Consider the following 26,238-nt stretch of genomic DNA (forward strand, 5'->3'; position numbering starts at 1 on the left):
GCTATCAATAGAAGGGGCGAGGCACTCTTTCACGAGAGGCCGATAAGGGTCGAAAGCTGATAATCACGACCGACCGCGATCAATCCAAAGCGAAAACCTGACCAGACGAAAACCAAGCATCATCGGGTGGTCCTGTTAAACGAGCGCGCATTGAACGCCATCAACCAGGCCCAGCGAATGGCTACCCTTCGTCGCATGGCGTCCAAGTCGGCCCACCCGACTAGCCCCTTCGTGTTCCAACCTAGCAAAGGTGGGCTGTGGATCAACGAGCCAAGTGTTACAATCCGCCCCTTCAAATCGGCGCTGAAGGCGCTGAACATCCGTGAACGCCGTCAGTACGACACCCGCCACACCTACGCCACCCTATGCCTGATGCCTGGGATGAACCCCGCGTTCATCGCGAGCCAGCTTGGCCACAGCGTCGAGATGTTGCTCTCTACCTACGCGAAATGGATCAGCTCCTCCTCGGACTGGAGGGAGCTGGAGAAGCTGCCGCCCCGAGTCGAATTGGCCCAAAATTGGCCCAAGACTGACGACAGGGCCTAAATACACCTCTGGAACCCCCGCAGGACAAGCACTTGATTTCTACCGCTAACATCACCATGCGCTATGCGATGGGGTTTAGCGGGTGGAGATGAGTAGGTTTTACTGGCTGAAACTCCCCTCTATCCCCCACCAAAACGCACCGGTTGGTTCGCGAATTGGTCCGGCGCTGATCTAGGACCTTCCATACCGATCACGCATAACGCTCACCGACAGCGAGCGAAATCAACGGATTTGCAATCCGATCTAAGAATTGCCGTTTCATGGGGCGTGTGTCGAAAAATCAGTTCCAAAACGAAACTGGATTTGCTTGTCTACAACCGGAATTCTACAAGGTTCGCTTTTTCAGTTTTAGAACCGTTTTCCACCCGCCCCGGCGTTTTGCCGGCCTTGATTGCTAACCTGAACTGGGCGTTGCTCTCAGCTTCGCCCTCAGAGCTCCTCCATAACCTGACTGAATATTCCACCTCCAGCCTGTCTGCCAACTCCCGCCGTGGACTTCAACATCCCGACGGCAACCCGAATAATCCATCTCTCTCAGCACAGCGGTACGGCCAAGGCGAATGGTTGGTTTGATCGACTAGGCCGCCAGACGAACGGCAGACCTGCCATCCTCGGCGACTGCTCACAATGCACTCAAATGTCTGCCTTCCATGGGCACCTTGCCATCAACGATCATCCAGACTAATCTTCATGATTATTTGCAACTCAGACGTGAAGCAGCATACCACAATTTATGACCGCTTTATTTCTGCAATTAGTTAAAGCCAGTAAGGACGACGATGCTGAACGATCTGGACGAGTTAATCCTAAGCTGCGAAGATCCTAGATCTCGCCAATATATAGAGGAAGCAGTTAAATGCTATAAGGCGGGCGCTTATCGATCATCAGTCGTAGCTTGTTGGATTGCAGTAGCTTTTGACTTGGTTGACAAAATAAGAGAGCTCTCAGCAACTGGCGACAAGCAAGCCCAGAATGAAATTGCGCGATTCGAAGCCATACAAAAAGCTCATAATCTACCAGGTGCTCTAGCCTTTGAAAAAGAGCTACCCTTAATGGCGAAAGACAAATTCGAGCTCATTTCACATATCGAATACTTAGACATTTCCAGATTGGTAGAGGACCGCAACAGATGTGCACACCCCTCTCACGTTACTGACAACGAGGTATTCTTCGCATCGGCCGAGCTAGCGAGACTACACATAGTAAACTCCGTTAAATCGATACTTTCTAAGCCTGCCTCCCAAGGTAAAGCCGCACTAGATCGTGTTCTCAGCGATATAGACTCAAAATTCTTCCCCAGCAACCTTGAGGATGTAGTAACTTTGTTCGGATCGGGCCCTTTAAAGCGACCCAGAGGCGCTCTTTACAACAACCTATTGGTAGTCCTTCTAAAAACCACTTTCGGTTGGACAGACCATGCAAAATTCAGCAAATGTGTACTCGCACTGACAGCTATCAAAGTCATGCACCCTAATCTTTGGGACCAATTTTTCCCTACAACCGCTAATAAAATTATCGAGAACGTGCGCGCAGAAGACGAACTTTGCCAAGGTGTAATTAGCATTGCTCGACTTGCCAAGCTTGGACTATGGAATGCCATGCCAAACCCGGAGAAAATGAGAATCTTAACTTTTATAAAGAATGCGCCATCAAAGCTATTCTCCGACCTGGATTGGTTCTATATAGTAGACAAGCTCCCCATAGAATTAATCGAAGCAGCCAACACCCGGATCAAAGCTGCTCCGTTTGATGAATTAAGCAAGGCAGATTGGTTTGCCATTCCCCCAGTGCTAATCGACCGACTTATCACTATATATGCAAGCGCAAGTAACTTCAATCAAGCAAACACTTACGGTCGCTACCTCAGACATGTCATGCAAGAATGCTCCCCCTCCTACAAACAAGCCAATGAGATTATTAGAATTGCCTCGAGCAATGACCAGCTAAGGAACAGCAATGAGCTTCCTAGCGTCCTGCGACAGTTGGAATCAATTGACGGCGGAAGGGAGGCAGTAGCTCAGCTACTCCTTGACCACGATTTAAATATTGAAATTTGAGCACTTGTCGCGAGCTCGGTGACAGCACGCACGACCGTGGACAAGACCTGGGCCTTCAGTGCAGCATCCTTCGAGCAATTATCCTGCTCCGCACCCTGAAGCCGGATACACGACACGGCTTTAGTATTGAGGTCAGCAATCGTATTGTAGAAACCGAATGCTGCCGCGGAGACGAAGGCAAGGGTATCCAAACGTGAAAGGGTTCAAGCGGCACTCCTTGTATTGGCAATTGGCCGCGCATCATACAGCTTCCAGTACTGCAGCAGTAGCGTAAGAATCGAGCATCTGGCTGCGCCGTCAGCGGCCTGTGCTTCAGCCCTGCCTAAAACAGCTCTGCCAGTTTCAGCGATTTTGGCGCAGTAAAACCCAGAAGCTTTCGAGCAGTTTTAGACAGCTTCAGCCCCCGTCAAAGCGTTATGCCAACCATGATCCGTCCTGGGTCGTTACTTACCCCCAACTCGCACAGCCGCTATCGACTCACAGCGGCCCTTCACGGAGGACAGTAATCGGCCAAAAGCAGCCACTCACGAGTGACCGCTATTGATTGTCAAACGCGCCCATGCAAACGTAGATAAGTCAGTAACTGCTCGTGGCGTGGATCCTCCTCCAACGCTGGCGCAGTGGTTCGGATAGCTTCCAGACACTCGGAAAGCTCTGCGGGTGGCCACTGGGTTTGCTCGCCAATCACCAGGCTCAGAAAATCCAAGGCATGTTCAGGGAAAGTCCTGCAAAGATCCGCTTTATGAAGCATCCGCACTGCGGTGCCTGGATGCCCCAGTGGTTGTAGCCACGCACGAAGCATCACTATAGCCTCAGAGAATGCTCCGCCAGCTGCTACACACAAGCGGGACAGGGCCTCGGCAATCACCGGCGTCATAACGTCGTGGCCTTTTGGCCAGAGGTTATTGATAAAGGGGGTCACCCGGTTCCTCCAGTAATCCGCACGTTGATCGCCCGCTCCTTCCAGAGCATTAACCAAGGCATTTGCGGCGTACCGCAATCCTTCAGGAGGGAGTGCGCGGACGGCCCTTGCAAGCTCGGAGGACGTAAATGTATCGCCCGGATCCAGCGCAGCAAAGGTCAAAAGCGAGGCGTATTGCACACGATGCTTGTCCAATGTTTCATAGTGACGAGCGGACTCCAGAAATGGGCCTTTCAGCGCTTCCATCAGTGGGCGATATAGGCGGGGCGACCACAAAAAACCCTCCCAAGCCGCGCGAGCTTCATGCTCAGAGAGCTGCCAATCAAAGTGAGGCAGCAAGTGCTCCGTGGCCCAGTCGCGGTCAACCCGAAACAATGCAATTACATGGGCCGCGAGCAAGACACGCCCGTGCCGATATCTATCAATACTGCCATCGCAGAGTTCCGTAAAGGTTGGTTTAAGCTCGACAGGCAACCCTTGCCCATCCTCCAATGAATGCCGGTACCACCACTGGAGCAGCGCCTCAGTGATTTGCCCCACAGGGTGATTGATGGCTCGCCCTACGGGGTCGTCCGTGTCATCGCTGTCGCGGATGTGCAGTTCCAGGACGCGACGCGCAAGGGTGAAAAATTCCCCCTCATGACCAACAAAGGTTTTTGCGATGGTTTGCAGCCAGGAGCTAACACCGTGAGTCAGAGGCTCAAATTCAGCTTTGGGTGCATCAACCAATACCGGCGCCATGCGACGCCAGGCACGTGAGAGCAGCTTGCCCTCTGACCATGCCTGCAGCGCCTCGCGCCAGCGACTGGCCGGCCAAAAATTCTCTTGCGCCAGAGCCCACAGTGCGCAGGCCGTGGTTGCAAAGTTGTCGCGGCAGCGCTCCCTCCAGTCATCTTGCTGAAAGTAATCGGCGTCTGGATGCTGCTTTAACCATTGGATCAGTTCACCGCGTCGACGTGGTGTGGCATTAAATTTTCGCCAGTCATCGTCACTTCCACTCCAGTAAGGGAACTCATCGCTTTGATCTTGCGGCAAAGTCCACTGCGGGTATTGCCGGCTTAACGCATCCAGGCGCGTCTGCGCAACCGGGCTCAACTTGGCGCCGGCGCCAACCACCTTAGCCAGCCGTTGCCAGACCTCCCTATCCAGGACACGAGCCAGCCGCTCAGGATCGTCCTCGCCTTCAAACATCGTGCGAGGCGGGCCGGCAAGAATGGCTCGTTCAAGCTCCTGGACGATCTCAGGATCGCCCTTCTCCGCCAGAGCAACGAGCAAGCGTGTGGATTCGCGCTCAGTCTCCAGCGACCAAAGCCACCAATGGTCCTCCGAACATAGCCAGTCAAGAGCACGACGACTGCCTATGACATCACCTTTCGTTGCAGCAAAAAAAGCCAGGCGTTTGAAAAGAGGATATTGGATGGTCCACCAGAGCTCCGCCTCGAGGGCTGCGCGCTCAGGGGAAACCGCAGCCGTGGCCAACCAGGCATCTCTCGCCAGGTCAATTAGCGCTGTCCAGTCGGTGTAGTCGTTGTTCTGTGGGTGCACATCGATTGATGGCTGTTGCAGGTAGGAGTTGTCACGCCTCTCATCAGCGCCCCCCAGTTCCCTCATCAGGTCGAGTGCGTCTCGCAACAAGCCAGTGAAGTCGGTTAGCAGGCCAGGAAGTGCTCCTTGCCAGAGATCGTCACCAGCGAAATCCTTCAACTTGGAATGGACGTCATCCGCCATCAGGACGACCTCCCATTCTACCAAATCCCTCAGTCGTTGTGGCTCCTGACCCTCACTAACCTCGGCGGAGGAACCGTACGGCGCACGCAACGAAACAAGCGGCGACATTAGCTCCCTGAACTCCAGACGCAGGGACGATGTAAGGCCATCGCGATGGACTCGGTTTCGCCAACGGTATAAATCGAGTGCCCGCGGACCGACTTTGACTCGGCCCCCCAGCAGCAGCCGCCATAGCGTACACATCAATGGCCCAGGTACGGCATTAGGAGCACCAGCTCGTATCTGAGCCAGCTCATCGGCTTTCCCTTCGCGCTCAAGTGTGGCCAGCCGTTCTAAGCTGTGCTCGATCCACGAGGCGAAACTAGCGTGTAACCGGCCGCCTCCATTGATGAGCCAGAGTATCAATGCGGGGTCATTCAGGTGGCGACTCAGCCATCGCGCCAAATGCCTCATTACCCCATCCCAACGCCCGGTAACACCGTCGCTTTCTACTACGCACATGAAAGGGGCCAGCTGGTAAGGCAAGGGCCTGCGCATCAAGCTGAAGGCAAGCTTTTCATCCAAGCGAGTATTCGGAGGGACACCATACCTGGCCAGATCGATATGACCGAAGCGAGCTTCACTCAATGGCGTTAGCCAATCCAGCGACGGCACCGGATCCAGATCAGCAAAGCGCTGGGCAGGCAGCCCGTGACGGTCACTCAACGCCCAAAGCATTCGACCAACAAAATCGTCTTCCTTGGTGCTTGCCAGAGGACGAGCAATCGCGCTTTCAACGACGATGCGTTCCTTCCCGCGCACCCCATCGCGGTAGGTCTCGGCCCAGGCCTGTAGGGTCTTGTGCAGGTAAGAATGTCGGTGGTGTTCCTTGTAGAGAATCGGTGTGACGTTCTTGGCCTTCCAGTCGTTGGCGCGATCCTTCTCCTCGCCTCGAGAGTAACTGCCGAACGCAAACATCTCAGGAGAAGATTCGCCGAGCAGGCGATCGGCAGCGAGTGCATCCATCATGTAGCGGAGAACTGGATCGGTGATGCTGTATCCGACGAAACAGACGGTGTAATTGCGGAACAGTTCGCTGACGAATCGTGCGGCCCATCGCTCAGTGAGGTACGCCAGGCCAAAGTCGCCGCTGGAAATTACCAGGCGATCCAGCTCACTCACGGTGGGGGCTTCGCTCAGTAGGCCGTGCAAATAGACCAATCCATCCCAACGATTTTTCGGCACCGGAAGCAGCGGTGCTTTAAAGGGATGGACCGGAAAGGTTGCCGTAGGGATCACCTCTTCGAACAGACGGTCGAAGTTGGTAGTGATCAACCGCGTGCGTCCATCGCGAGTCCTTGCCAGGTTCAGCAGAGCCTTGTGGGTTGCTGTTGCCTTGGGCGCACGCAGGTCTGGAGTGAGAATGCTCGCCATAGTCCGCCGAACTCTCTCGCGTCCGACTTCAGCCTCAAGCAGCCCCACCGCGGTGTCGTATTGCTTAGACTTGATTGCTAGTTTCTGTACCCCACTCGCATTCGGCTCTAGGCGCCGATACAACTCATCCACCAAGCCACTAAATCCTGGCAATCTCGCGGGGTAGGAGATACCTGCCCCACAGAAAAACACTACTCGCCCTTCCTCGTGCGCCTGCAGCAAGCGTTCGGGAATGTAAGGACCATTTTGAACGAATTGCGGCATTCAACTGACCTCGGAAATCTTCTGCACCCTGGCAACTGGTATCAGCGGGGGGCTAGCTTCAGTGATGCCGGAGAGCGGGACCTTAAGGGGACGACATCGCCAGAAAGGTCGATGGCATTTGGTGCTGAGGTCAATGCTACAGGAACTGCGCCTTCATCTAAATGTGCATGAAGTCCACTTTGCATTGGCGCTCACTGACCACTTCCCAATCAGCATAAAAACTAACCTAGTAGGTTAACAAAAAATGACCTAGACGGTGTCAGTCCGCGCACTATTGCCAGCTGTTTACTGCCTCCCCCGAAAAACTTTCGGAAACCCTATCAACCGCCGACGTCTGTAAATGACCGGTAGCAGCCATCAGAAAGGACTGCCTGGAATCCAAGCAGTGTGAAACTGCCGGACCGATTCGACTGGTTAAAAGATAACCTAGATACGCGTGTTACCACACATTCTGAGTGGGCTGATAGTCAATTCTTTTCAGATTTCACATAGGAATACGCACTATCAGGAGCCTTTTGCGTTTTCACATAGACCGGAAACACATCTGACGGTCGCAAACGCCAGATTTCGGCCAGAACCAGCCATTGAGTACGCATGCAGAAGCAACATAGATTCACAACGTGTACACCACGCTAGTAACGGGACCGTGGCGTACGCTTAGTAAAAAGGCTTTGAACCTTATTTCAAATGAAATGCCCGCCGAGTGCGGCGAGCATTTTGGGTTCTGAATTTCTCTCTCAGATGGGTACGGCGCGATACTTAAGCGGTAGATTAAACTTCTGCTGTAAGCATTTCAGATACGTTTCATCCTCCAGCGACAGATCTTTGCGCCCAACAGCAATCAAGGTTACCCGTTTGAAGTCCGTATCATGCGATGAATAGTAAAAACCGTACTCTAGCAGTTGCCCCAGCGCCAACCGAAGTACGGTACGCGGCACAAGATCGGACTTGATTTCAAAAAGAATTCGCTCGCCCGGTGTTTCGACAGTGATGTCTACAAAGTCTTTTTCGCAATCGATATCCGCATCTGGATATTCGGTCCTCAACTCGTCTAGCAATTTTGCTTGAATGAGACCGTGCTCCGGTGTACAAATTTTTCCAGCAGAGCCGCTGCGATAAAATGGTTTTTGATTCGGAGCATCAGGACGACCATTCCGGCCCAGAAGGGCTCGATCAACATAAGGAGCCTGGGCATGGCTTTTGATCTCATTGAACTGGTAGCGTCGAAGGGTCCTTACGTACTCATCCTCTTCGGCATAGGTGCCCGCCGGATACCACCGCACATTCTCCTGGCGGAAACGTATGTTAATCATTCCGTTGACCCAACTCGAGTCGCCTAATGTGGAGACATCCCCCCCCACAGCCAGAATATCGGCCTGCATCTCGGCTAGCCAGCCATTAGCAACAAACTGAGCATGGATTGCTTCGGATTGTGCATAACTGAGGCATTCAACATCCAGAATCTTTGCGACATACCTTCTTTGAGATCCGGGCTCACATGTATAAAGTGTGACGTCAACCGCTTCTTCCATGCCCGCAACCGTCGAGCGACTGTTATTGACACCCTGCAAGAAACCATACTGCCAGCCATCAATTTGCCAGTCAAACCGGAACAACCACTCTTCGTGACCGTAACCGAACATGCGTGAGAAAGAGGGCGGGCTAGCAAGCTCAAGCGACCGCGCCTCACCAGTGGGACGTCGCCATCCTTGAGAGTTAAAGCAGATCCTTGACAGATATTCCATGAATTACGCCTTACGTTGTTCAAAGTGGCTAGAATTAAGCCTCGTTTTTTACCATCCTGCATAGCTGTATGCTTAAAGTAATGCCCCTTAGTAGAATTTAGGCCAGCGACAGCTTCTGGTCGTAACTACCCCACTGCGAAGCGCAGCGACGAGAGCTGTCACGGCTACCATGTGCTTTCACTCAATAGCCGTTGTTTGCACAAGGCGGCTCAACCGACCTCCTCATGCTCGATCAGCGCCCACAGCCTAGCTGCCTCGGTGAACTCCAGCATGTCTGCCAGCTGGTCTTCGTCAACGTCGCTGCGTCGGTGCGCGGAAAACGCTAGCTCAACGAGCACCGCGGCCCTGCCATCGGGATCGGTCAACAAGGCAGGCTGGTCATTCAGCTCGGCCAGCCAGGCGGACGGCAGGCTTAACATTTGACCGTCCACAATTGGTCGATCCGCGTCGTATAGGATTGGCTCATCATCTCCCTCCTCATACCCCAGTCCGGTGTCGCCGGCACGCTGGCGGCCCGCACTGTCCCCCTCCCCCAGCGCTCGTTGATGCCATCCATCATCTGCATCAGCCGGTCACACGCCACCGATTGTTTGAGCGCGAACAAATCTTCTGAGAATTCACCTGGTTGCCGCAGATCCATCAACAGCACCTCTGCCTTACTGTATCGAAACCCTGGCCTGAAGATCCGGCCAACCGCGTCGGTCGCCAGCCTGGTCATCAGCAGCGTGTCGCAGGTGGGGTATGGCAGTTCTACCAATGTCCCTTGGGCGTGGTGCGCCTCGTCAGGGTTGAACATCCCGGTGCGGATGCTGACGCGCATGCGCTTGCAAACCGATCCCTGGGCCCGAAGCTTTTCCGCTGCGCGACCAACGTAGGTAGCCACTGCCTGCTTGATCGGCGCGAGCTCAGTCAGCCGCTTGCCGAACATCCGGCTGCAGCAGATCTCCTGTTTCGGCGGCTCGGCCTCATCCAGGTCTAGGCACGGCGTACCCGCCAGTTCCCGAGCGGTCTTCTCCACCACGACACTAAATTTCTGACGCAACGTCCAGGCATCCGCCTTGGCCAGATCCATCGCCGTGTGAATGCCCATCGCTTCAAGGTGGGCAGTCATCCGCCGGCCAACTCCCCACACCTCTTTCACCTCGGTATTGCGCAGCACCCAATCTCGCTTGAACGGATCTGTGATGTCGACCACGCCGCCGGTCTGGGCCTGCAGGCGCTTGGCCGTGTGATTGGCCAGCTTGGCCAGGGTCTTCGTGCCGGCGATCCCAACCCCTACTGGTATGCCAGTGCACTGGAAGATCCTGGACCTCAGCTTTCGCCCGAACTGGGTCAAGTTTTCCTGTATACCGGACAGATCAGCGAAGCACTCGTCGATGCTGTAGATCTCGGTGGCAGGCACCATCGACTCGATCAACGACATGACACGCTCGCTCATGTCGCCGTAAAGCGCGTAATTACTGCTAAAGGCCATGATGCCGTGCCGACGTAGCTTGTCCTTCGCCTGGAAGTACGGCTCGCCCATCTTCACGAATGGCTTGGCGTCGTATGACCTGGCAATCACGCACCCATCGTTGTTACTCAGCACAACGATCGGCGTCTTGGCCAGGTCGGGCCGGAATACGCGCTCGCAGCTCGCGTAAAACGAGTTGCAATCAATGAGTGCGAAAACGTGATCACTGCGCATGGTCGCGAACGCTGTAACGCACAACGCCCCATACGACGAGATCATCGCCCTCCATGATGTACCGCGGCGGATACGCCGGATTCTCCGACTTGAGGATCACCACGCCATCGCGTCGGTGCAAACGCTTGCACACAGGCTCGCTGTTAACGGCAGCAATCACGATGTCGCCGTGCTCAGCCTCGCGGCCTCGGTCTACGATAACGAGGTCACCCGAGTAGATGCCTGCGCCTTGCATGCTGTCGCCTTCAACTTTCACTAGATACACATGCGGCGCGCGGAGGTCGAATAGCTCATCCAGGGAAATATGGCCCTCCAAGTGGTCCGCTGCAGGCGAAGGGAACCCGGCCGGGACGTGGAATGAGTACAGCGGTAGCGGTTCGGTACCACCGGTAGGCGTACCCAAGAATGTGATGGTCATGACGGAAGGTCCAATGCAAACTGTATGCATATACAGTAAATCTGGCATCGGGTGCCCGGTCAATCCTGGGCGGTGAAATTTCTGACGGGCAAGAGGTGGAAGATGTGCGGACGGTACTCGATCTACGAGTCGATGGATCACTATCTGCGCCAGCTATCGTTGGACCTAGTGGTCATCAACGGCTACGACCATGCGCCGATCAACCGATACAACGTAGCGCCGTCCACTCGCGTAGAAATCATTCGCCAAGTGGGGGATGGATTGAGCGTGGATCGGGTCAAGTGGGGATGGTCGCCGTTTTGGGCGAAGGGGAAACGTCCTGATCCGATCAATGCTCGGGCAGAGACTGTGGTGACGGGAAAATTCTTTAAGGGGCTGTGGCCAGGTGGCAGGGCTTTAGCTCCTGCTAACGGCTGGTTCGAATGGATACCCGACCCAGTAGACCCGAAACGGAAACAGCCGTACTACATCACAAGCGCCGATGGAGGGCCGCTCTACTTCGCTGCGCTTGCTGAGGTGCACCATAGCTTCGAGCTGGATGAGCGCGATGGATTCGTGATCATCACTGCAGCTGCGGACCAGGGGCTTATCGACATCCACGATCGAAAACCTTTAGTACTGACACCCGAACTCGCACGGGAATGGCTGGCCCCCGCCACCTCACCCGAACGAGCAGCGGCGATCGTCAAAGATGAATGCCGCCCTTCTCAGGATTTCCGATGGTTCCCGATAAGTAAGGCAGTGGGCAATGTCCGCAACCAGGGGCCAGCACTCATAAAACCTGTTAGTGAGGGGAGTCGCCAGGGCGACCTAGGACTTTAAGCTGGTAATCGGTAACCGCTTGGAATTGGGCTTCTGCGATCAGTCGTAGTCGCTCAATTTCAAGGGGTGACGCGCCATCGGCTTGGGCTTGGTGATAACGCTTCATAGCTTCGACTGCATCGGTGTACATCGGATGATCTGGGAACAGTAACAAAGGAGCTTTTGACATTACGGAGCCCTCATTCAGCAGTCGCTTTTCAATGAATAGTATCGGGCGGCTGTTTGGCTTCGATCAGCTGAAAATCGATGACTGCATGATAGAGGGAGTCCGCGAGAACGCGTAGCCGCTCCACTTCTTCAGCAGGCGCGTTGGCGGCCTCAGCTGCCCGGAACTCCCTCATGGCGTCGATCGCCTGCTGAATCAGAGCCTCGCCGGCCTCAACAATCCCGATGAAAGAACGCTTGACCACAAGTCACTCCTAGCGGCTGATGGAGAAAGCATAGGGTAAAACGAACCAAGCAGCTGCAGAGGACAAAGATCTCGGTGTTTCAGAACAGTTGCCCCAACTCCGCAGGCGTCCAGTTCATGATAATCAACTCACCGGTAATCTCTGCTTTGCCCTGACGCTGGTTGGTCGTCGTGTAGCGAATATCAACGCTCTCAAAGTGGAAGCCATCGAAAGCACGGCGAATATCTGGGTGATCGTTGATGCTCACCATCACCTTACCTTTGCAAGTGCGCATGAATTCCGCCATACGCTCATATTGGTGGAACGGAAAGTCGACTCCGTAGCCAGCGGTTTGCCAGTAAGGCGGATCCATGTAGAAAAAAGTGTGATCTCGATCGTAACGCTGGGCGCAATCGAGCCACGACAGGTTCTCGACGTACGTACCGGCCAACCGTTGCCAGGCTGAGGAAAGATTCTCCTCAATGCGCAGTAGGTTGATGGCAGGCCCGGTGGTGGCAGTTCCGAACGTTTGCCCCGTAACCTTCCCCCCAAAAGCGTGCTGCTGCAGGTAAAAGAATCGGGCCGCTCGCTGGATATCGGTCAACGTCTCCGGTCTCGCCATTTTCTGCCACTCGAAAATCTGCCGGGATGAAAGCGCCCATTTGAACTGCCGGACAAATTCCTCCAGGTGGTTCTGCACCACCCGGTACAGGTTGACCAAATCGCCGTTGAGATCATTCAAGACCTCAACCTGGGCGGGTTGAGGCCGCATGAAGTAGAGAGCAGCGCCACCGGCGAAGACCTCAACATAGCATTCATGAGCGGGGAAAAGCGGGATCAAGCGGTCGGCCAGGCGGCGCTTGCCGCCCATCCAAGGAATGATTGGGGTAGTCACTTTGCAAACCTTTACTGTATGGATGAACAGGTGCTAGGCTCGCCGTGCTTTGTGCACAGAGCGGGAGCCTTGGCTGGGCTTGCAGGTATGGTCTGCGGGTTCGGCGGTCAGCAGGGATGTTGACGCATCCCCGGTGGCCGCTCTCTTTGCATGAGGCCTTCGAATTACTAGCGAGCGCTTACTGACGCTCGCTTGCGACTAGTGCGTCATGCTCGCGGGCGCATTGTTCACCGGCGATCCTGGCTCGGTCATAAGCCTGCGCCAGCTCTCGATTCGTTTCGACAGACCGGCTGAGCAGGTCGGAGAGCACCATGGCGGCGCGGGTGGCTGTCTCGCCTCTGGCGATAGCGGCGGTATCCGTGCCGGGGCAACTGACGGCGGCAGCGAGATGGGAGGCTTCACTGCGCAGCCGCTGGCCAGCAGCATCGGCGTCAGCAGCGCCAGCATCAGCAATCGTTCGTTCTTCCAAGGCATCTGCTCTCACCTCCTCGCGCACGTCGGCGCGGCGTTGTTCTTCCTGTCGAGCGCTCCGCTCTCCGATTACTTCCGCGAGACGCTCGCCACTGTCGCGCGTCGCAGACGCCTGGCCCGCTTGGGCAAGCTCGACTGAGCGACCGTGCTCGTAGGCCGCCAAATGCGAGACCAGCAGCACCAGCCCTCCCGCAACGCCGGCCCACGGGCTCATGAAGCCAGGGCCCGCCGCACGCCCTCGTCGATCACCTCGGCCTTGTAGGGGTTGCTGCCGTTCTCGTGGACGATGATGCCCACCACAGCCTCACGCAGCACCTGCGGCTTGGAGATGTCGATCGAATCGCGAACGCCTACGCCGAGGCGCTTCGCGATGGCCTGGGCATAGGCCAAGGTGTTGTTCTCACTGGCCGGCGCCCAGCGACTGATGAACTCGAGTGGGGTATCGATGCCAGGGCGGCCCACGCCGGGCATGCCGTCCTTGCCTCGATAGTTGAGCAGCAGCTTGCCCAAGGCTCGGATGCCGTTCTCGGCCTGGTCAAAGCGGGCGAAGCGCGGGCTGGCCACGCCCACCTCCAAGCCAAGCTGGCCCTGCCAAGCGTTGCGGGGGTTGAAATCGATGTTGCCCGGGTTGTTATTGCGAACGCCGCGCGGTGTGGACATGGTTTCTCCAGACGAAAGAAAGCCCGCGCATGGCGGGCTGCATGAATTCAGGCGCAAAAAAACCGCTCAAGGCGGTCGTGTGAAATGATCAGGCTTAGACGGTAATCCCGCGTCTCGCGGCATAGGCCCGCAGGTCAGCTACGGTGGTCTGAATTTCCGTCTCGGTGAGGGCAACGCTATGCCCTTGGAACGCAGCAACGTCACATGCGCCGAGAAGGTTGGTCTGACCGCTACCGATCCTGATCTTGCCAGTCGCCAGCCGTCGCGGCAGCGATGCCGAGGTGGTTTGGGTCAGCCCGTTGGTGAAGTCGCGCATGACAACAGCCGTAGGGGTAACCTGGATCATGTACAGGCCCCACAGGTTCGCCACCGCCGGTTTGGTCACGCCAGCCAGGATGTTGGTGTTGGTTCCGGCGTCCGAGCCATAACCTGCAGTTGCGGTGATGCGGTTCAAGGCCGAGAGGTAAATGCTCACACCGTAAGCGGCGCCGCCATCACCGGCCTGGCCTTGATAGTTACCTAGGAACATGGGGCGATCGGCCACCACCGAACCGTCTGCGGCGGTCCTGGCGATGACGAACATCGTCATGGACTCGGTCTCGGACATGGCAGTTTCGATGAGATTCACCGTGCCCTTGCAGCTCAAGTAAGCCGCTTGAGGGACTGGGGCCCCCACCACTTTGCTCTGCCCCTTGCCCGGGGCGAAATTCCGCGCAGCCTTGGTCAGGCTGGAGTTCAAGAAATGCACGGCCTCAAGCCCTCGCCGTACAGGCGCGGCGTACTCAGTTGCCACACTCTCGGCATCAACGCCCTTTGCAACCAATCGGACACCCATTGTTAACTCCTTAAAACCCAGTACTACGATTGAACTCGAACATCACACAGGCGTTGTGCAATGCGAACGTGTTGCCAAGCGGGGACTGAACCTGGTCGTACAGGCCGTGCGTGTCCCGCAGGTTGCCCCGGGCACCGGTGGCTGGGCCGGATGCCTTTGGATCGGTAGGTCGGCCTCGCCCGTAGCTCAATGTGCTGTCCGGGGCGGCGGCGCGCGAAAGCGAGATGCGAACAGTATCGAAAGCCGTAACGCTGACCGAGCTGATGAGATCGGTGACCAGGCTACCGTTCTCGCGAATGTCGAAGCCGAAGTTCGCCGTCAACGCGGCCAGAGCGTTATCCAGGACCAGCTCCCCACGAGGAACATGGAACTTGATGTCGATAGCCTGGAATTTCCAATCGACACTAACAGGCTCCAACGGCCGCCACTTTCCAGAGCGGCGAACCATCGTTTCGTACATGGCGCGCGATCGATACTCGCCAAGTAGCCAGGAGGCCTCGTTGGTGAGGTGCAGCACGTCCTCGACAGTCGGGAAGATGTAAGCCGGCGCTGCAAGCACCACGTCAGGCCGTTTCCTGCTCAAGCGCCACTGGGCCAGTGCGATGCTCATGTTGTCCAGGTCGTACTTTCTGTGAGCCGCTACCTGATAAGTGAAGAGGTACGGTCGGAACTTCTTTCCGGTTATGCCGACGATTTCCCTGGTCATCCCATCGAAGATCGCCATCATGTACTCAGCGTACTGGTACGCCGACTTGGTGGAGACTGTGGTGGTGTAGTTGCTTTCACCTTGGTCCCAGGTGTACGCCCACACCGAGTAGGTCTTACCCAGCTTCGTTGCAGCGGCCAGGCCATCACGAACCGTTTGGATGGTTTTCTCGTAATAGCCTTCACCAAGGGGGGCGGCTGACAACTGCTCAACCGACCGGCCGCCGCGGCCGGTGGCGGCCCCAACCATGATCCAGTCAGCCTCCGATTCACCATCAGCTACAGCACGGCGGACCAGGCCGTTACACAGGGCTGACACAGGCGTTTCGCCCTCATCACCAAAGTCCGATTCAACCAAGGGAGCAAAGGTGTCAGGGGTATAGCCAGGATCACCAGGTCTCGATTTCACACCGCTGGCCATCATGACGTTCTGATATTCCTGAACGGTCGAGATGGCAGGCTTTGCAAAATACCCGCGAGCGAGCGACTGCCCATAGCCCAGCACCTGCTTGAAGTCGGTCCGGATCTGTTGATCCAGCAGTGCCTCAGCAATCGGTGTCAGCGTGGCTTGAGGCGCCGGCAACCCAAAGTAGGCGGTACCGGGCGCAATCCGACCGACAATGAAGCGGTTCTCGTCAGAGAACTCGATGCCTTCCTCTTCCGTGGGCTGGAAAGTCAGGCCGTTCACGAAGCTGCTCAGGGAGCCGAAACGAGCGACGATAAAGCCGTTAGGGTCGCTCACTTCCAGGCCGTCGCCATTGTTCCTCAACTGGCCGCCGAGCAGATCAAGTGTGCCGTCACGAAGCAAGCGCATCAGGATGTAACGGAACTCATCCTCGAAGCTGAAGGCATCGGATTCTTCCGCCTCGATCTGCCGGATCACGTCCTGTACCTCGGACAGCGCCTGCGATGATGGGTAGCGTTTTTTCTCTACAGCGACCCCGGCCTCGTTTCGGTAGAGGATCAGGTAGTCCGAGGCGTCAGCAGCCAACACGCTAAAGTACCCTCCGGACACAGTGCCAGCGAGACCAAGCGCAGTGCTGGTGTAGATGAGCGCTCCACTCATCTGCGTCGAAAGATCGGCCAACACCTTGGCGTGGGTCGGCCGCAGGGTTCCGCCGCCAACGTCCACCATCTTAATCTCTTCCGACAAGAGCAACTCATTTGTCGTGTCGATCGTTTGTGTCAAGCGCGCGAGATCTTCTGCTCCGCTCATGTTTACTCCAGGCGAAAAAAAGCCCACCGAAGTGGGCAGAGAATTAGGTAGCCGTGGCGCCGGGCCATGATCGGGTGTACCAGCGTTCCAGCAGGTCTCGCAGCTGGGCCGTCATTACCGCGATTGGCATGCCGGCAAGCAGCGAGGTGAACTCGGCTTCGTCAATGATTGGCAGTTCGAAGAGCTCAAGCGTGGCCGTGTAGCGCCACACGTCATCGCTCACAAACTCGGGGCCGGCGTAGATGTCGGTGAACCTGGCGCGATGCGGTTTCAGCCCCAGCGGCGTTCGAAGCGGGCAGAGAAACCAGTCGGCCCACCCGATCCCCCACTTGCACCATCCCTCAAACAGCTTGGCCTCAGCAGTTGAGAGCAACCAGCTGACAGGCAGCAGCGTAGGAACGCTGCCGAACCGCCGCCGCTGCATGGCCCGACCACTCGACATCGTCGTCCTGACTATCGGGCTTACGGGCTTGAAGCCGTACCCATCCCCCACTGGCAGCGGGAGATCATCCGGAAAGGTCAGCATCCTCAAGCATCCTCAGGTGCAAAATTGTCGTCATCCGCGTAGACACGCGCGTCGTAGTTGACCGCCTCCATATCCGCCGAGTAGTCACCCGGCTCGATGGATGTGATGAGGACCGGGTAGCACCACCTGTTCGAGACGCCGAACAGCAAGTGCGGCGGCTCAATCTCCAGGGAAAGATCCGGTTCGAAATCAATCGTCGGGATGATTACTCTGTAGTCGTCCAGGCGCGCTGCAGCCCATGGCCCGCTGACAGAACCATCAGGCCTGCGAACTGCAAGCACATGGGTCTTCCCGGCCTCCCAAGTGAACGGCTCGCTGCTTTCTACGATAACCGGGCCCTCTCCATGGGAACAATCAACCATTACCGCGGACTGGGCGTACCCCGGAATGTCATCTGCCACAGCGTCATAGCTGAGGTAACCGCTATTGAGCGCCGAGAGCTCGGTGCTCCAGCTGTAGCTTTTGGTCTGGTAGACCTGCGCCCGGCGCTGCCGCATGCCATACCGCCAGGCTCGGTCGCGGTCAGTGACGCCATCGAGCGTGATTTCCTCGACTCTGATGAATGCGTCACCGTCCAGCTTGCACTTCACCGTTTCTTCCGCCCAGGTGTTCCCGTCCCGGTACTTGATAAGCACCCCGTCGTAGTCATCCGGTGCCGGCAGTGTGAACGCGCGCTTCAGGGAACTGGTCATGTTCTGCGGCGTGTACATCTTGCCGATCTGGGTGCGCAGCTCATCGCGCACGGGCGTGATCCGTCCGCGCTCAAGCGTGAACTTCGCAAACCCGGCCTTCAACGCATCGTTCAGGGCGTCCTTGACCGTGCCTGCCTCCTCTACTGCGAAGTCGAAGTAGTCCCCCCGACTTTGCCAAGTAGCGGCGTGGCGCACGAACTCTTCGATATCCAGATCGTCGTCAGTGGCGCCGGCATCCTCCGCGACGTAGTGAACCCAGGGTGCGATGCCCCTGGTAGCTGTCGGCGCCGACCAGGTGCCATCGACCAGCACCGGCAGCTTCCGCGTGCCAATCACTGATACCTGACTCTCGGACTGTGCTGACAGCTTGGTACCGCCCCGGGCATAGACCGCGATCACCGTCACGCCGGGATAGCGCAGCGGCGCCTTGTCTATTCTGGCGCGCATGCCATACCACTGCACACGGTCCTGCTTAGTATTGGCAGTGGACTCTTCACCGATTCTGCGGACCCGCATTTCCCCGCGCATGTAGGTCGGGAAGGTTACCGCTCGGGTGAAAGCGATCTGATCTCGACGGGTTGCAGTGAAGGTCCAGAAAACGGAGGTCCAGTCACCTGCCGTGTTGGTATCGCGGTATTGCGCCTCGACCTTCACGCTGACCTGACGCTGGTTGCCGTTCTTCTCGGTGTAGCGGATCAGGCCGCTCGGGAAGAAGAAGTCCAGCTCCACCCGGCGTACAGTCTCGCCCTCCGGGCAGACCACGAACGACCCCGCCCAGTCGCCTTCAGTGGTTGACCCGTCCAGCACGGCGCTCACGCCATTGCTCTGGATAGCGTCGAACCCATCCCACTCATCGTCAACCGAACCGGTGTCGGTCAGGCGGACGACTGTGATCGCTGAAGGCCCATGGCTCTCGTCTTCCGGGGTCTCGCTGTCATCTTCGACGGAATCATCAGAAACTTCCGTGATCCGGTAACGCATGTCGCGATAGCCGATCGATGAAAGCAGTTCACCGGTCTGCAGGCCTACAGCTGGAGCGCCGCCGTCATACGCCATGGTCATCGAGGCATCTTGACCATCCGTTGCGGCCTCAGACTTCACGCCCGTCGCAAACACGGGGCTCGCACCCAGGATGTCGACGACTACACCGGTGATGGTCAGGCCGGTACCAGTGAACGGCGCGGCCTGCTCAGCAATCCGCAAACACCCGCTCGATGCACTGGCCACTAACGGCGTGCCTGCCAAAGCGGCGTTCACTGCAGACACCAGGCCGGCGAGGTCGGTGGTGGCAGTGGTGAGAGCAACGGGGAAATCGCTGGCTCCCCGAGAAACCGTAAAGCTCAGCGGCGTCACATTGAAGTCGAAGCGCGTAGGCGCTGCGCTGCCGGTTACCATCGAGGCGCTACCAGGCACTTCCGGCGTGCCTGGCACCTCTGGCGTATAGCTGGCCACCACGTACTCGCCAGCATTGGCGCCCGATATCTCGATACGCATTCCAACAAACGGCTTTAGCATGGGCAGATGCGGGCCGCTGACCACGGTTGCGCGCCCATCAACCGGACCGGTATATGTGTACGGGTACGGCACCTCGATGCGAGCGATCATTCCGCTGTCCCAACCGAGGGGGAACCAGCCAGCGCCCTCTGGAACGGTCAGCACATGGTCTGCAACCAGCACCGATTCGCCCGTAAACTGCTGTGACACGGTGGTGGTGGTCGTGAGCGTGAGCCCTGCCCCGCCGGTGCTGGTTGACCCAACCTCGGTGGAGTTGTGCCACCACAGCCGAGCCGGCTCATCAGCCAACGACTCGCCCGGGCCGTAGATCCGGTATCGCGCGGTGCTACCGAGCGATGCGATCGGGGTGTCGCCGATCTTCACGTCAGTCGGGTTGATCTCAAACTCACCCACGCCTACGCACAGCAGCATCTCCACCCACTGCTCCGTTTCGTTAACGAAGTAGTGCCGAGGGGGCACTAGGTAGTCAGGGAAGATTCGCGTGCGGCCGGCGACCTCCCGGATTATGTCCCCCACCTTCACCTGGTTGCCGGTGGTCTTCGCCAGGTTGAGGCTTTGCCCCTTTTGCGACTTGTTCGTCGGGGTGGCCAGCGGCTTCTGGGTGAGCATTATGACGCCGACTGCCACCACGGCCGCCACCACCGCCCACACAGCCACCTCAAGGCCTGTGCCCTTGGGCTCTGGGTAGATGCGGACCGTGTCCATCGGAGAAAACTCGACCTTGCCCCAATGGTCAGGTGAAATGAAAACCCCGTTCACCTCGATGCTGATGGGCGGTGCCGAGCGCGGCGCGTACCCTGGCACGTTGCGCTGCAGCCACCCCTCGATCGTCATCACCTTGTCGGTTCTGTGGCGCTCCAGGGGGGAGCCCTCAAGCTTGCTCGGGTAGAACTCGATCACGGTGATAACTCACTTTCAGGTACTGGTCTTGAAATCGCCGAAGCGGCTTGATGGTCGCCCCGCTGGGCTTCATCTCCAGGCCATGCAGCCGGCCTTCGGCCTCAACGATCAGCGCAACGTGGATGCAGATATCGCCCCGCCAGACGCAGGCGATAGCGCCGACCTCCGGCTCGCAGCGCTCCATGCCAGCGGCTTCATGGTTGACCGCTCGGGTGAACTCCATCGGCATGGTGTTCCGGACATAACCCCAGCTCGGTAGCAGCCTCAGGCCGTACACCTCATGACGCACTGCTCTGGCCATCCCCCAGCAATCGAAGCGCGCAGGGCCGCGCCCGCCATCCTCGTAGGTGGCGGCCAAGTAGCTGTCAAACATCACACGTACCTAAGGCAGGGGGCGAAACTCAAGGTGTACTTGCGCCTTGGCCAGGCCAAATTGATGTAGTCGGAGTAGCCAGCCTGCAGTTGCACGCTGGCCCCTTCCATGAACCCGCTGAGCACCGTCATCCGGTACGGCTTCTCTGCAGGTGCGGACAGGTCGGATGACAGGAAGATCCGGAACACCAGAGTGATCTTCTGCCGGGCCTCCAGCGCCTGATCGATCAGCTGCTGCGCTACGCCGGTGACGTTGTCGATGGCAAAGGTCAGCGTCTGGCTACCACTGTCGTCGCGCTTGGGCAGCGCTGCATCGAACGCTGCGGCGGTGAACTTCACCTTGGCCCCTGTCTCGAGGGTGGCCAACACATCGTCGAAGCCAGCACAGAGGTAGATCGGCGCCGGCCAGGCTGGACAGCGAAGCTCAAGGGTCGGAATGATCCACGCCTTGCCGCCAGAGGCATACAGCGTTGCAATCGCGGTCATCGCCCTACCCTTTTTGCCCCATAGGTTTGCTCATAGGCCTTGGCCAGCACGCCGCCTTGCCGGATGTTTGCCACGCAGATATCAAGGATCTGACGACCATCCGGACCCGTTGACATCTGAACTTGCCCTGCGCGACTGGCATCCTCATACAGGTTGACCTGAGGCGCAGGCTGAACCGGCGCCGGGCTGGTCGAGGGCACTGAATCGGCAGTGGCCGCCGAAGAACTGCCCGGCCCACCAACGAAGGCGGCACGACCGTCGCTGATGGCTTCCAGCGTGCCTACTCCAATGCGCGCGGTAGCCTCGGCATCGAACACGTACTCGCCGCGGTGCACCGGGCCGGCGACCTCATCCTTGCGTCCGTGTCCCGTGTAGCCGCCATCCATGAAGCCCACACCCGACATCGCGGTCATGCCCACGGCCGAAGCCAGCGGGTTGGCGATAGTGAGCGCTGTGGCCATTGCACCTGGTGCCAGAGCCGGGCCAACGATTGGAATTGCCGCAGTCGAGGCAAATGCAGCCAGGCCGGCCTGCAGCGCTGTCGCCTGGGCATTCGCCGCCATCATTCCCGCAGCGCTGGCCTGGGTGGTCTTGCCAACGAGCAGCTGAACCCCTTGGTAAATGAGCCACTGCGCGGCCATGTCCGCCAGCGCATTGAGCACCGATTCAGCAAAGCCGCTGAGCATGTTGCCCAGAGCATCACCAGCACTTTCAGTCTCTGTAGCAACATCAGTCATGAAGGTGCTCAGTTCGCTTCGAGCACTTCCCAAGATGTTCGTGGTGGCATCTGCTGCCTGGGCGGAGTAGTTCTGCGCATCGTCAGCGAAGTTTGCCCAGGCCTCATGCACCCCGTTCATCCAGTTGGATTGCTGCTCATCTACCGCCGCGTAGAAGTCCTGCTGCGCTTGGAGCCGTTTGCCGAGCTCATCCTGAAGCACCTGTGTTTCGCTGGCATACAGCTCAGGGGCAAGCTGCCCGGTGTTTCGCTGCTCATTCAGGGTCTGGAGGTCTTCCACGTACTTCTGGCGCAGCGCCAGGTCAGCGCGCATGCGGTCGCGGGCCTTGTCGCCCATGCCGATGCCGGCCAACTCCTGGGCATATCCGTTCGCAGCCGTCTGAGTCCCGGCCTTCTGGGCCGCCCTGAAGGCGCTGAGTTTCAAGTCGTCCTCGTTGGCCTTCTTGATTTTGTTCAGCGCATCCAGTTCAGCAGCCAGCTCAAGCAGCCGTTTCTGCTGGACCTTCGACAGGTTGCCGAGCTTGCCCTCCTGCAGCTCAAAGGACAGCTTGGCGACCTCGGTTGCGTCCTTCTGCTTGTCGCCCGTGGTGTTGATCAGCTCGATCTGACGCTTGTAGCCTTCCTCAGCTGTCTCGAAGTCTTTCAGCTGCTTTTTGGCAGCCTGTTCTGACTTGGACTCGCCTTCTCGCTTGGCCTTGTTGGCCTTGTCGTTGGCCTTCTTCTGCGCCTCGATGGCGTTGGCTGCCGACAGGATCGCCTGCCTATCTGTCTCGGTGAGGTCCGCATTCTCTGCGATGTAGCGGTTTGCGATCTTGATCGCGTCGTTGTTGTCTTGCAGGCCGCCGAGCTGTTTCTGCAGGGTTTCCAGGTAGGTCTGACCAGCGCTGCTCATGCCGGCCTTCGCGGCATTGTTCGCTTCGGTCGCTACCGTGTTTTCCTTGGTAACCCCGGTGAGGACGCGCAAGGTCTCGGCAATCAGCCCTGAACGCTGGTCAGCATCGCTGACGGCGCCGGCCTGCGTGATCCAGCCCTGAACGGTAGCAGCCGGCAGCTGCAGGCGGGCTCCTACTTCCTTGAGGATGGGCGCAAGGTCGGCACCAGAGGATCGAGCCTCATTAAGTCGGTCGATGACGCCCTGATATTCAGCCAGCTGCCTGTTGTACTGACCACCCGAGTCGCGTGCAGGAGCTGTCACTGTCGCAGAGCGGATGGCCTGGGCAAGTTCGCCATAGGCGTCCTTGATTTCATCCGTGGCCTTGATCTGCTCCTGCTGCCACTTGACCAAGGCTGCTTCGCGCTGGTCCTGGTTCAGCTTCTGGAATTCCTCTCGAAGCTGCGAGACAGGTTTGTGCAAATCCTCAAGACTGGCACCGGCCTGGTCAGCATTGTCGCGAAGCAGGAGGAAACTTGCCGCCGCAGTGCCCGCCAGCATGGCTAGACCCATTGGCCCGCCAAGGACCGCCATCAGCCCGCCCCTTATGGTCGTGCTCGCCAAATTCGCCTGCGCGATTGCAAGGGCTTCAGTTGACGACTTGAGCGCGGCCTGCTTGGGGATTAGCTGGGTCTGAACCAGAGAAAGTCTTTGCAAGCCAGTAGCTGCAGCAACTGAGGCTTCAGCTTGTAACACTTGTGCTTGCGCGTAGATCCGCTGAGCTTCTGCAGCTCTGATAGCGGATTCAGCGCTTTGTATTTGGGCGGCGCGCTGGGCAAGTGTTGCTTTCACTGCCAAGTAGGTTTTGGCGGCGTAGTTAGTGAGAGCGGCTACACCGGCACCGCCAATTGCGACAGCTATCAGATCAACGTTCTCACCGAGAGTAATGAGTACTTTGGATAGGCCGCCAACAGCGCCGGTCTGCTCCTCCATCTTCCCTAAGAAGCTACCAATCGCGTTGCTGATGTTCATCAGGGCGTCTTGAACGCTGGTGGACATTTCGGCCGCAGCTTTGCGGTTGACCTCCACATTGCGCAGCAGACCGGTATTGATGTAATCGAGCGACAGTTTGCCTTCGACACCGAGCCTTCGGATCTCCTCGGCGCTCTTTCCGGTGGCGCTGGCAATCGCAGTGACGATGGTCGGCATGGCGTCCTGAATGGACACCCAGCCATCCGCCTCGACTTTGCCGGTCTGCAGCGCCTTCGAATACGCATCCAGCGCCGAACCGGCTTTATCAGCAGCTGCTGCATTGGTCACCAGCAGAAAGCTGAAGCTGTCGGTGATATCCAAAGTTTCCTGGGTGTTGAAGCCCAAGCTACGCATAACTTCCGCAGTGCGGATATAAAGCTCTTGGGCTTCTGCCAGAGGCCGGTAAGTTTCCTGCGCAGTTTGCAGCAAGTGATCTTGAACCAGCTGATACTCGCTTGCGCTACCAGCTGCAGCCTTCATCCTGTCAGACATCTGCCCATAGGCGTCGACTTGCTGGATGATTCCGCCGATCAGACCGGCTCCGGCCACCGCCGCAAATGCGCCACGAATGAGAGTGCCGGCCTGCTGCGCCGCTGCGCCGGCCCGATCAAAAGCTGAGTCGACCTTCGCCAGACTCTGGTCAATCGCCTGGGATGACCGCGCGACCAGCTGATCCGCATTGGCCAACTCCCGACGCAGCTGAGCAGTGGTCGCCTCAATCTGGACCAGCATCCCCTGGACTTGTTGGTCGGCCATATGCGATCCCAAAAAAAGGCCCGCACAAGGCGAGCCTAAACTGTAAAAAAGAGAGTTAGATATTTTTGCTAGAACATACTTGACCAGCGGCTTCGTCAATACTCAGTACAAAAAACTTTCCGGTAGAAAGTTTCATTGCAATGAAAGGTTCGAAACCCGAGTACGCTCCGTATGAGTTTTTAGCATTAACAAGACCGCAAGTAGTTCCATCCTTGGCAATGCGAACATCTTTGAACTTCGAACTTTCTGCATCTTTCAGTTTATCTTCCATTGCGCTTTTCAGTGCAGTCAGATCTGCCTTGGAAGCTGCTGTTCCAGCAGCAAATGCCCCTGAACAGACAAGCAGTGAAAGGGCAGCAGCAAGCGTAATCTTCCTAATCATGAAGGGCTCCGTTTGTTGAGCCGGAAACCATACCAAGATTCTGGCCTCGCTGGCCCCTATGCTTTCCTTCCTGTGAAGGCTTGACGAAGCTTCTCTGCCACTGTTGACGCGCTGGGCTTCTGTTTGCGGCCTTGGGCTTTCCCTTTGCCGAAGGGGTTGGTCATCTGCGACCACTCGAGCCTGGCATCCAGTGCCATGAACAGTTCAGGCAGCGGCGTTCGCCAAGCCACATCAGGCTGCCAACCAAGCCAGCCAGTCGCGATTGAGTACAGCCGGTCGACGTAACTCCCATCCTCAATGACGCTTACGCCGTCCCGGCTTGTTCGTTTCCCGCGTCTTTGCCGCACGGGTTGTACAACGCGACCAGGTAGGCGTTCAGCTGCGTCGACACATCGAGAACGCCGTGCTGCCAGACTTGCTCTGGCACTGCCTTGGCAGCCTTCTCGTCGAGGCCGGCACCGGCCACAAGGATGGCGGCGCAACCGTCGACGCTGAGCGAGTTGATCGCCTGGGAAGCACCGCGCAGGCCGCCAAAGCGGCTCTCGATCGCCCGCACAGCCTTCAGGGTTGGGGTAAGGGTGAAAACTTCGTCACCCAGGTTGACGGTAACGGTACCGTGCAGCGTGTTGTTCATGGATCAGGTCCTGTGAAGCCGGGGCCGAAGCCCCGGATGTTTATGGGATGACAGGGGCCGGCAGCAGCTCGAGGATTTCCGAGTTGATGCCAAAGGTGATGTTGCGGCGCACCACGTTGTCAGCGGCGCCGGCGGCTACGGTGTTGTTCATGACCTTCGCACGGTAATAGAACGTGGTCGGGCTGATTGCCGGGGAAGCATCAGGGTCGCCGTCGTTGAGGGTGACCTTGATGTTGTAATCACCTTTGCTGCGATCCTTGTGGGCGGTTTTGACGGCGTTCTGGCCAGCATCACCGTTATCCAGGCCCACGGTCATGGTCATGTCGCCGGCGTCAGCCGTGCCCTTGTACTTGCGCACACGGCCGTCCTCGAGCGACGTGAAGGTCACGCTGCTGAAGGTGTCGCCGAACTCGCCGAGGTCTTCGATTTCACCAACACGCACATAGGTGTCGGCCTCGAACTCGGTTTTGGTGGTTGCCCCGGTCTTGCCGCCGATGAACAGGCGGCAGCCAGCGGCTGTATTGAGGTTGTCTTCTGCGGGCATGGGTGATCCTCCAAAGCCA

The 26,238-nt window shown here is 57.6% G+C and carries 23 protein-coding genes; 3 read left to right on the forward strand and 20 right to left on the reverse strand.

The window, feature by feature from the left end; all coding sequences use genetic code 11:
- The first annotated feature begins 126 nt into the window (after positions 1–126).
- Positions 127–546 carry an integrase gene (locus tag ACI7M0_RS14030; protein ID WP_158682565.1) on the forward strand — a complete coding sequence of 140 codons (420 nt, stop codon included), beginning with the start codon at positions 127–129 and terminating at the stop codon, positions 544–546.
- Positions 547–1,325: 779 nt separating this feature from the next.
- Complete coding sequence (locus ACI7M0_RS14035) at positions 1,326–2,603, forward strand: hypothetical protein (protein WP_129932446.1); 1,278 nt, start codon at positions 1,326–1,328, stop codon at positions 2,601–2,603.
- Between the two features lie 547 nt (positions 2,604–3,150).
- Here ACI7M0_RS14035 and dsr1 read toward each other — a convergent pair.
- The 5 genes from dsr1 to ACI7M0_RS14060 all read right to left on the reverse strand — a co-directional run bounded on the left by dsr1 (position 3,151) and on the right by ACI7M0_RS14060 (position 10,780).
- On the reverse strand, positions 3,151–6,930 hold the full coding sequence (gene dsr1 / locus ACI7M0_RS14040) for an anti-phage defense-associated sirtuin Dsr1 (RefSeq protein ID WP_129932447.1): 3,780 nt from the start codon (positions 6,928–6,930) through the stop codon (positions 3,151–3,153).
- 737 nt (positions 6,931–7,667) lie between these two features.
- Positions 7,668–8,675, reverse strand: a complete 1,008-nt coding sequence (locus ACI7M0_RS14045) for a hypothetical protein (RefSeq protein ID WP_129932448.1) — start codon at positions 8,673–8,675, stop codon at positions 7,668–7,670.
- Positions 8,676–8,884: 209 nt separating this feature from the next.
- Complete coding sequence (locus tag ACI7M0_RS14050; RefSeq protein WP_129932449.1) at positions 8,885–9,094, reverse strand: hypothetical protein; 210 nt, start codon at positions 9,092–9,094, stop codon at positions 8,885–8,887.
- Entirely contained in the window at positions 9,088–10,362 is a 1,275-nt protein-coding gene (locus tag ACI7M0_RS14055) for a Y-family DNA polymerase (RefSeq protein WP_129932450.1), read from the reverse strand. The genes ACI7M0_RS14050 and ACI7M0_RS14055 overlap by 7 nt, the downstream gene beginning before the upstream one ends.
- Complete coding sequence (locus ACI7M0_RS14060) at positions 10,352–10,780, reverse strand: LexA family transcriptional regulator (protein ID WP_041166989.1); 429 nt, start codon at positions 10,778–10,780, stop codon at positions 10,352–10,354. Before ACI7M0_RS14060 ends, ACI7M0_RS14055 begins: the two co-directional genes overlap by 11 nt.
- Positions 10,781–10,882: 102 nt before the next feature.
- Here ACI7M0_RS14060 and ACI7M0_RS14065 point away from each other — a divergent pair, with 102 nt between their 5' ends.
- Positions 10,883–11,602, forward strand: coding sequence for an SOS response-associated peptidase family protein (locus tag ACI7M0_RS14065; protein WP_129932454.1), 720 nt, complete (start codon positions 10,883–10,885; stop codon positions 11,600–11,602).
- Here the strand turns inward: ACI7M0_RS14065 and ACI7M0_RS14070 are convergent.
- The 15 genes from ACI7M0_RS14070 to ACI7M0_RS14140 all read right to left on the reverse strand — a co-directional run bounded on the left by ACI7M0_RS14070 (position 11,565) and on the right by ACI7M0_RS14140 (position 26,219).
- Entirely contained in the window at positions 11,565–11,771 is a 207-nt protein-coding gene (locus ACI7M0_RS14070; RefSeq protein ID WP_076402826.1) for a hypothetical protein, read from the reverse strand. The genes ACI7M0_RS14065 and ACI7M0_RS14070 overlap by 38 nt on opposite strands.
- A gap of 28 nt (positions 11,772–11,799) precedes the next feature.
- Positions 11,800–12,012 (reverse strand): hypothetical protein, encoded by a 213-nt coding sequence (locus tag ACI7M0_RS14075; protein ID WP_076402825.1) that lies wholly within the window; start codon positions 12,010–12,012, stop codon positions 11,800–11,802.
- A gap of 79 nt (positions 12,013–12,091) precedes the next feature.
- A complete protein-coding gene (locus ACI7M0_RS14080; protein WP_076402824.1) occupies positions 12,092–12,886 on the reverse strand; it encodes a DNA adenine methylase in 795 nt (264 codons plus the stop codon).
- A gap of 178 nt (positions 12,887–13,064) precedes the next feature.
- Complete coding sequence (locus ACI7M0_RS14085; protein ID WP_129932451.1) at positions 13,065–13,571, reverse strand: DUF2514 domain-containing protein; 507 nt, start codon at positions 13,569–13,571, stop codon at positions 13,065–13,067.
- Positions 13,568–14,017, reverse strand: a complete 450-nt coding sequence (locus tag ACI7M0_RS14090) for a structural protein P5 (RefSeq protein WP_129932452.1) — start codon at positions 14,015–14,017, stop codon at positions 13,568–13,570. The genes ACI7M0_RS14085 and ACI7M0_RS14090 overlap by 4 nt, the downstream gene beginning before the upstream one ends.
- A 94-nt stretch (positions 14,018–14,111) precedes the next feature.
- On the reverse strand, positions 14,112–14,852 hold the full coding sequence (locus ACI7M0_RS14095) for a hypothetical protein (RefSeq protein WP_405314312.1): 741 nt from the start codon (positions 14,850–14,852) through the stop codon (positions 14,112–14,114).
- 10 nt (positions 14,853–14,862) lie between these two features.
- Complete coding sequence (locus tag ACI7M0_RS14100; RefSeq protein ID WP_405314313.1) at positions 14,863–16,773, reverse strand: hypothetical protein; 1,911 nt, start codon at positions 16,771–16,773, stop codon at positions 14,863–14,865.
- Between the two features lie 43 nt (positions 16,774–16,816).
- Positions 16,817–17,299, reverse strand: coding sequence for a hypothetical protein (locus ACI7M0_RS14105; protein ID WP_129932797.1), 483 nt, complete (start codon positions 17,297–17,299; stop codon positions 16,817–16,819).
- A 2-nt stretch (positions 17,300–17,301) separates the two neighbouring features.
- Positions 17,302–20,406, reverse strand: a complete 3,105-nt coding sequence (locus ACI7M0_RS14110) for a host specificity factor TipJ family phage tail protein (RefSeq protein ID WP_165366967.1) — start codon at positions 20,404–20,406, stop codon at positions 17,302–17,304.
- Positions 20,378–20,779 (reverse strand): hypothetical protein, encoded by a 402-nt coding sequence (locus ACI7M0_RS14115; protein ID WP_129932796.1) that lies wholly within the window; start codon positions 20,777–20,779, stop codon positions 20,378–20,380. Before ACI7M0_RS14115 ends, ACI7M0_RS14110 begins: the two co-directional genes overlap by 29 nt.
- Positions 20,779–21,264: a DUF1833 family protein gene (locus ACI7M0_RS14120; RefSeq protein ID WP_129932795.1), complete on the reverse strand. Its 486-nt coding sequence runs from the start codon at positions 21,262–21,264 to the stop codon at positions 20,779–20,781. Before ACI7M0_RS14120 ends, ACI7M0_RS14115 begins: the two co-directional genes overlap by 1 nt.
- Positions 21,261–24,659, reverse strand: coding sequence for a phage tail tape measure protein (locus tag ACI7M0_RS14125; protein WP_129932794.1), 3,399 nt, complete (start codon positions 24,657–24,659; stop codon positions 21,261–21,263). Before ACI7M0_RS14125 ends, ACI7M0_RS14120 begins: the two co-directional genes overlap by 4 nt.
- 55 nt (positions 24,660–24,714) lie before the next feature.
- Positions 24,715–25,041, reverse strand: a complete 327-nt coding sequence (locus ACI7M0_RS14130; protein ID WP_129932793.1) for a hypothetical protein — start codon at positions 25,039–25,041, stop codon at positions 24,715–24,717.
- Between the two features lie 304 nt (positions 25,042–25,345).
- Complete coding sequence (locus ACI7M0_RS14135; RefSeq protein ID WP_129932792.1) at positions 25,346–25,675, reverse strand: hypothetical protein; 330 nt, start codon at positions 25,673–25,675, stop codon at positions 25,346–25,348.
- Positions 25,676–25,715: 40 nt separating this feature from the next.
- Positions 25,716–26,219: a hypothetical protein gene (locus tag ACI7M0_RS14140; protein ID WP_129932791.1), complete on the reverse strand. Its 504-nt coding sequence runs from the start codon at positions 26,217–26,219 to the stop codon at positions 25,716–25,718.
- Positions 26,220–26,238: the final 19 nt, after the last annotated feature.

Source organism: Pseudomonas sp. 10(2024) (assembly GCF_045164175.1).
Lineage (GTDB): Bacteria > Pseudomonadota > Gammaproteobacteria > Pseudomonadales > Pseudomonadaceae > Aquipseudomonas > Aquipseudomonas alloputida.

What these genes read in the sequence shown, in the direction of transcription:
- ACI7M0_RS14135 (WP_129932792.1), bottom strand. Translation starts at nt 25,675, where the DNA reads ATGAACAACACGCTGCACGGTACCGTTACCGTCAACCTGGGTGACGAA.
- dsr1 (WP_129932447.1), bottom strand. Translation starts at nt 6,930, where the DNA reads ATGCCGCAATTCGTTCAAAATGGTCCTTACATTCCCGAACGCTTGCTG.
- ACI7M0_RS14065 (WP_129932454.1), top strand. Translation starts at nt 10,883, where the DNA reads ATGTGCGGACGGTACTCGATCTACGAGTCGATGGATCACTATCTGCGC.
- ACI7M0_RS14070 (WP_076402826.1), bottom strand. Translation starts at nt 11,771, where the DNA reads ATGTCAAAAGCTCCTTTGTTACTGTTCCCAGATCATCCGATGTACACC.
- ACI7M0_RS14050 (WP_129932449.1), bottom strand. Translation starts at nt 9,094, where the DNA reads ATGTTAAGCCTGCCGTCCGCCTGGCTGGCCGAGCTGAATGACCAGCCT.
- ACI7M0_RS14035 (WP_129932446.1), top strand. Translation starts at nt 1,326, where the DNA reads ATGCTGAACGATCTGGACGAGTTAATCCTAAGCTGCGAAGATCCTAGA.
- ACI7M0_RS14115 (WP_129932796.1), bottom strand. Translation starts at nt 20,779, where the DNA reads ATGTTTGACAGCTACTTGGCCGCCACCTACGAGGATGGCGGGCGCGGC.
- ACI7M0_RS14105 (WP_129932797.1), bottom strand. Translation starts at nt 17,299, where the DNA reads ATGCTGACCTTTCCGGATGATCTCCCGCTGCCAGTGGGGGATGGGTAC.
- ACI7M0_RS14090 (WP_129932452.1), bottom strand. Translation starts at nt 14,017, where the DNA reads ATGTCCACACCGCGCGGCGTTCGCAATAACAACCCGGGCAACATCGAT.
- ACI7M0_RS14060 (WP_041166989.1), bottom strand. Translation starts at nt 10,780, where the DNA reads ATGACCATCACATTCTTGGGTACGCCTACCGGTGGTACCGAACCGCTA.
- ACI7M0_RS14130 (WP_129932793.1), bottom strand. Translation starts at nt 25,041, where the DNA reads ATGATTAGGAAGATTACGCTTGCTGCTGCCCTTTCACTGCTTGTCTGT.
- ACI7M0_RS14095 (WP_405314312.1), bottom strand. Translation starts at nt 14,852, where the DNA reads ATGGGTGTCCGATTGGTTGCAAAGGGCGTTGATGCCGAGAGTGTGGCA.
- ACI7M0_RS14100 (WP_405314313.1), bottom strand. Translation starts at nt 16,773, where the DNA reads ATGAGCGGAGCAGAAGATCTCGCGCGCTTGACACAAACGATCGACACG.
- ACI7M0_RS14125 (WP_129932794.1), bottom strand. Translation starts at nt 24,659, where the DNA reads ATGGCCGACCAACAAGTCCAGGGGATGCTGGTCCAGATTGAGGCGACC.
- ACI7M0_RS14140 (WP_129932791.1), bottom strand. Translation starts at nt 26,219, where the DNA reads ATGCCCGCAGAAGACAACCTCAATACAGCCGCTGGCTGCCGCCTGTTC.
- ACI7M0_RS14045 (WP_129932448.1), bottom strand. Translation starts at nt 8,675, where the DNA reads ATGGAATATCTGTCAAGGATCTGCTTTAACTCTCAAGGATGGCGACGT.
- ACI7M0_RS14055 (WP_129932450.1), bottom strand. Translation starts at nt 10,362, where the DNA reads ATGCGCAGTGATCACGTTTTCGCACTCATTGATTGCAACTCGTTTTAC.
- ACI7M0_RS14085 (WP_129932451.1), bottom strand. Translation starts at nt 13,571, where the DNA reads ATGAGCCCGTGGGCCGGCGTTGCGGGAGGGCTGGTGCTGCTGGTCTCG.
- ACI7M0_RS14120 (WP_129932795.1), bottom strand. Translation starts at nt 21,264, where the DNA reads ATGACCGCGATTGCAACGCTGTATGCCTCTGGCGGCAAGGCGTGGATC.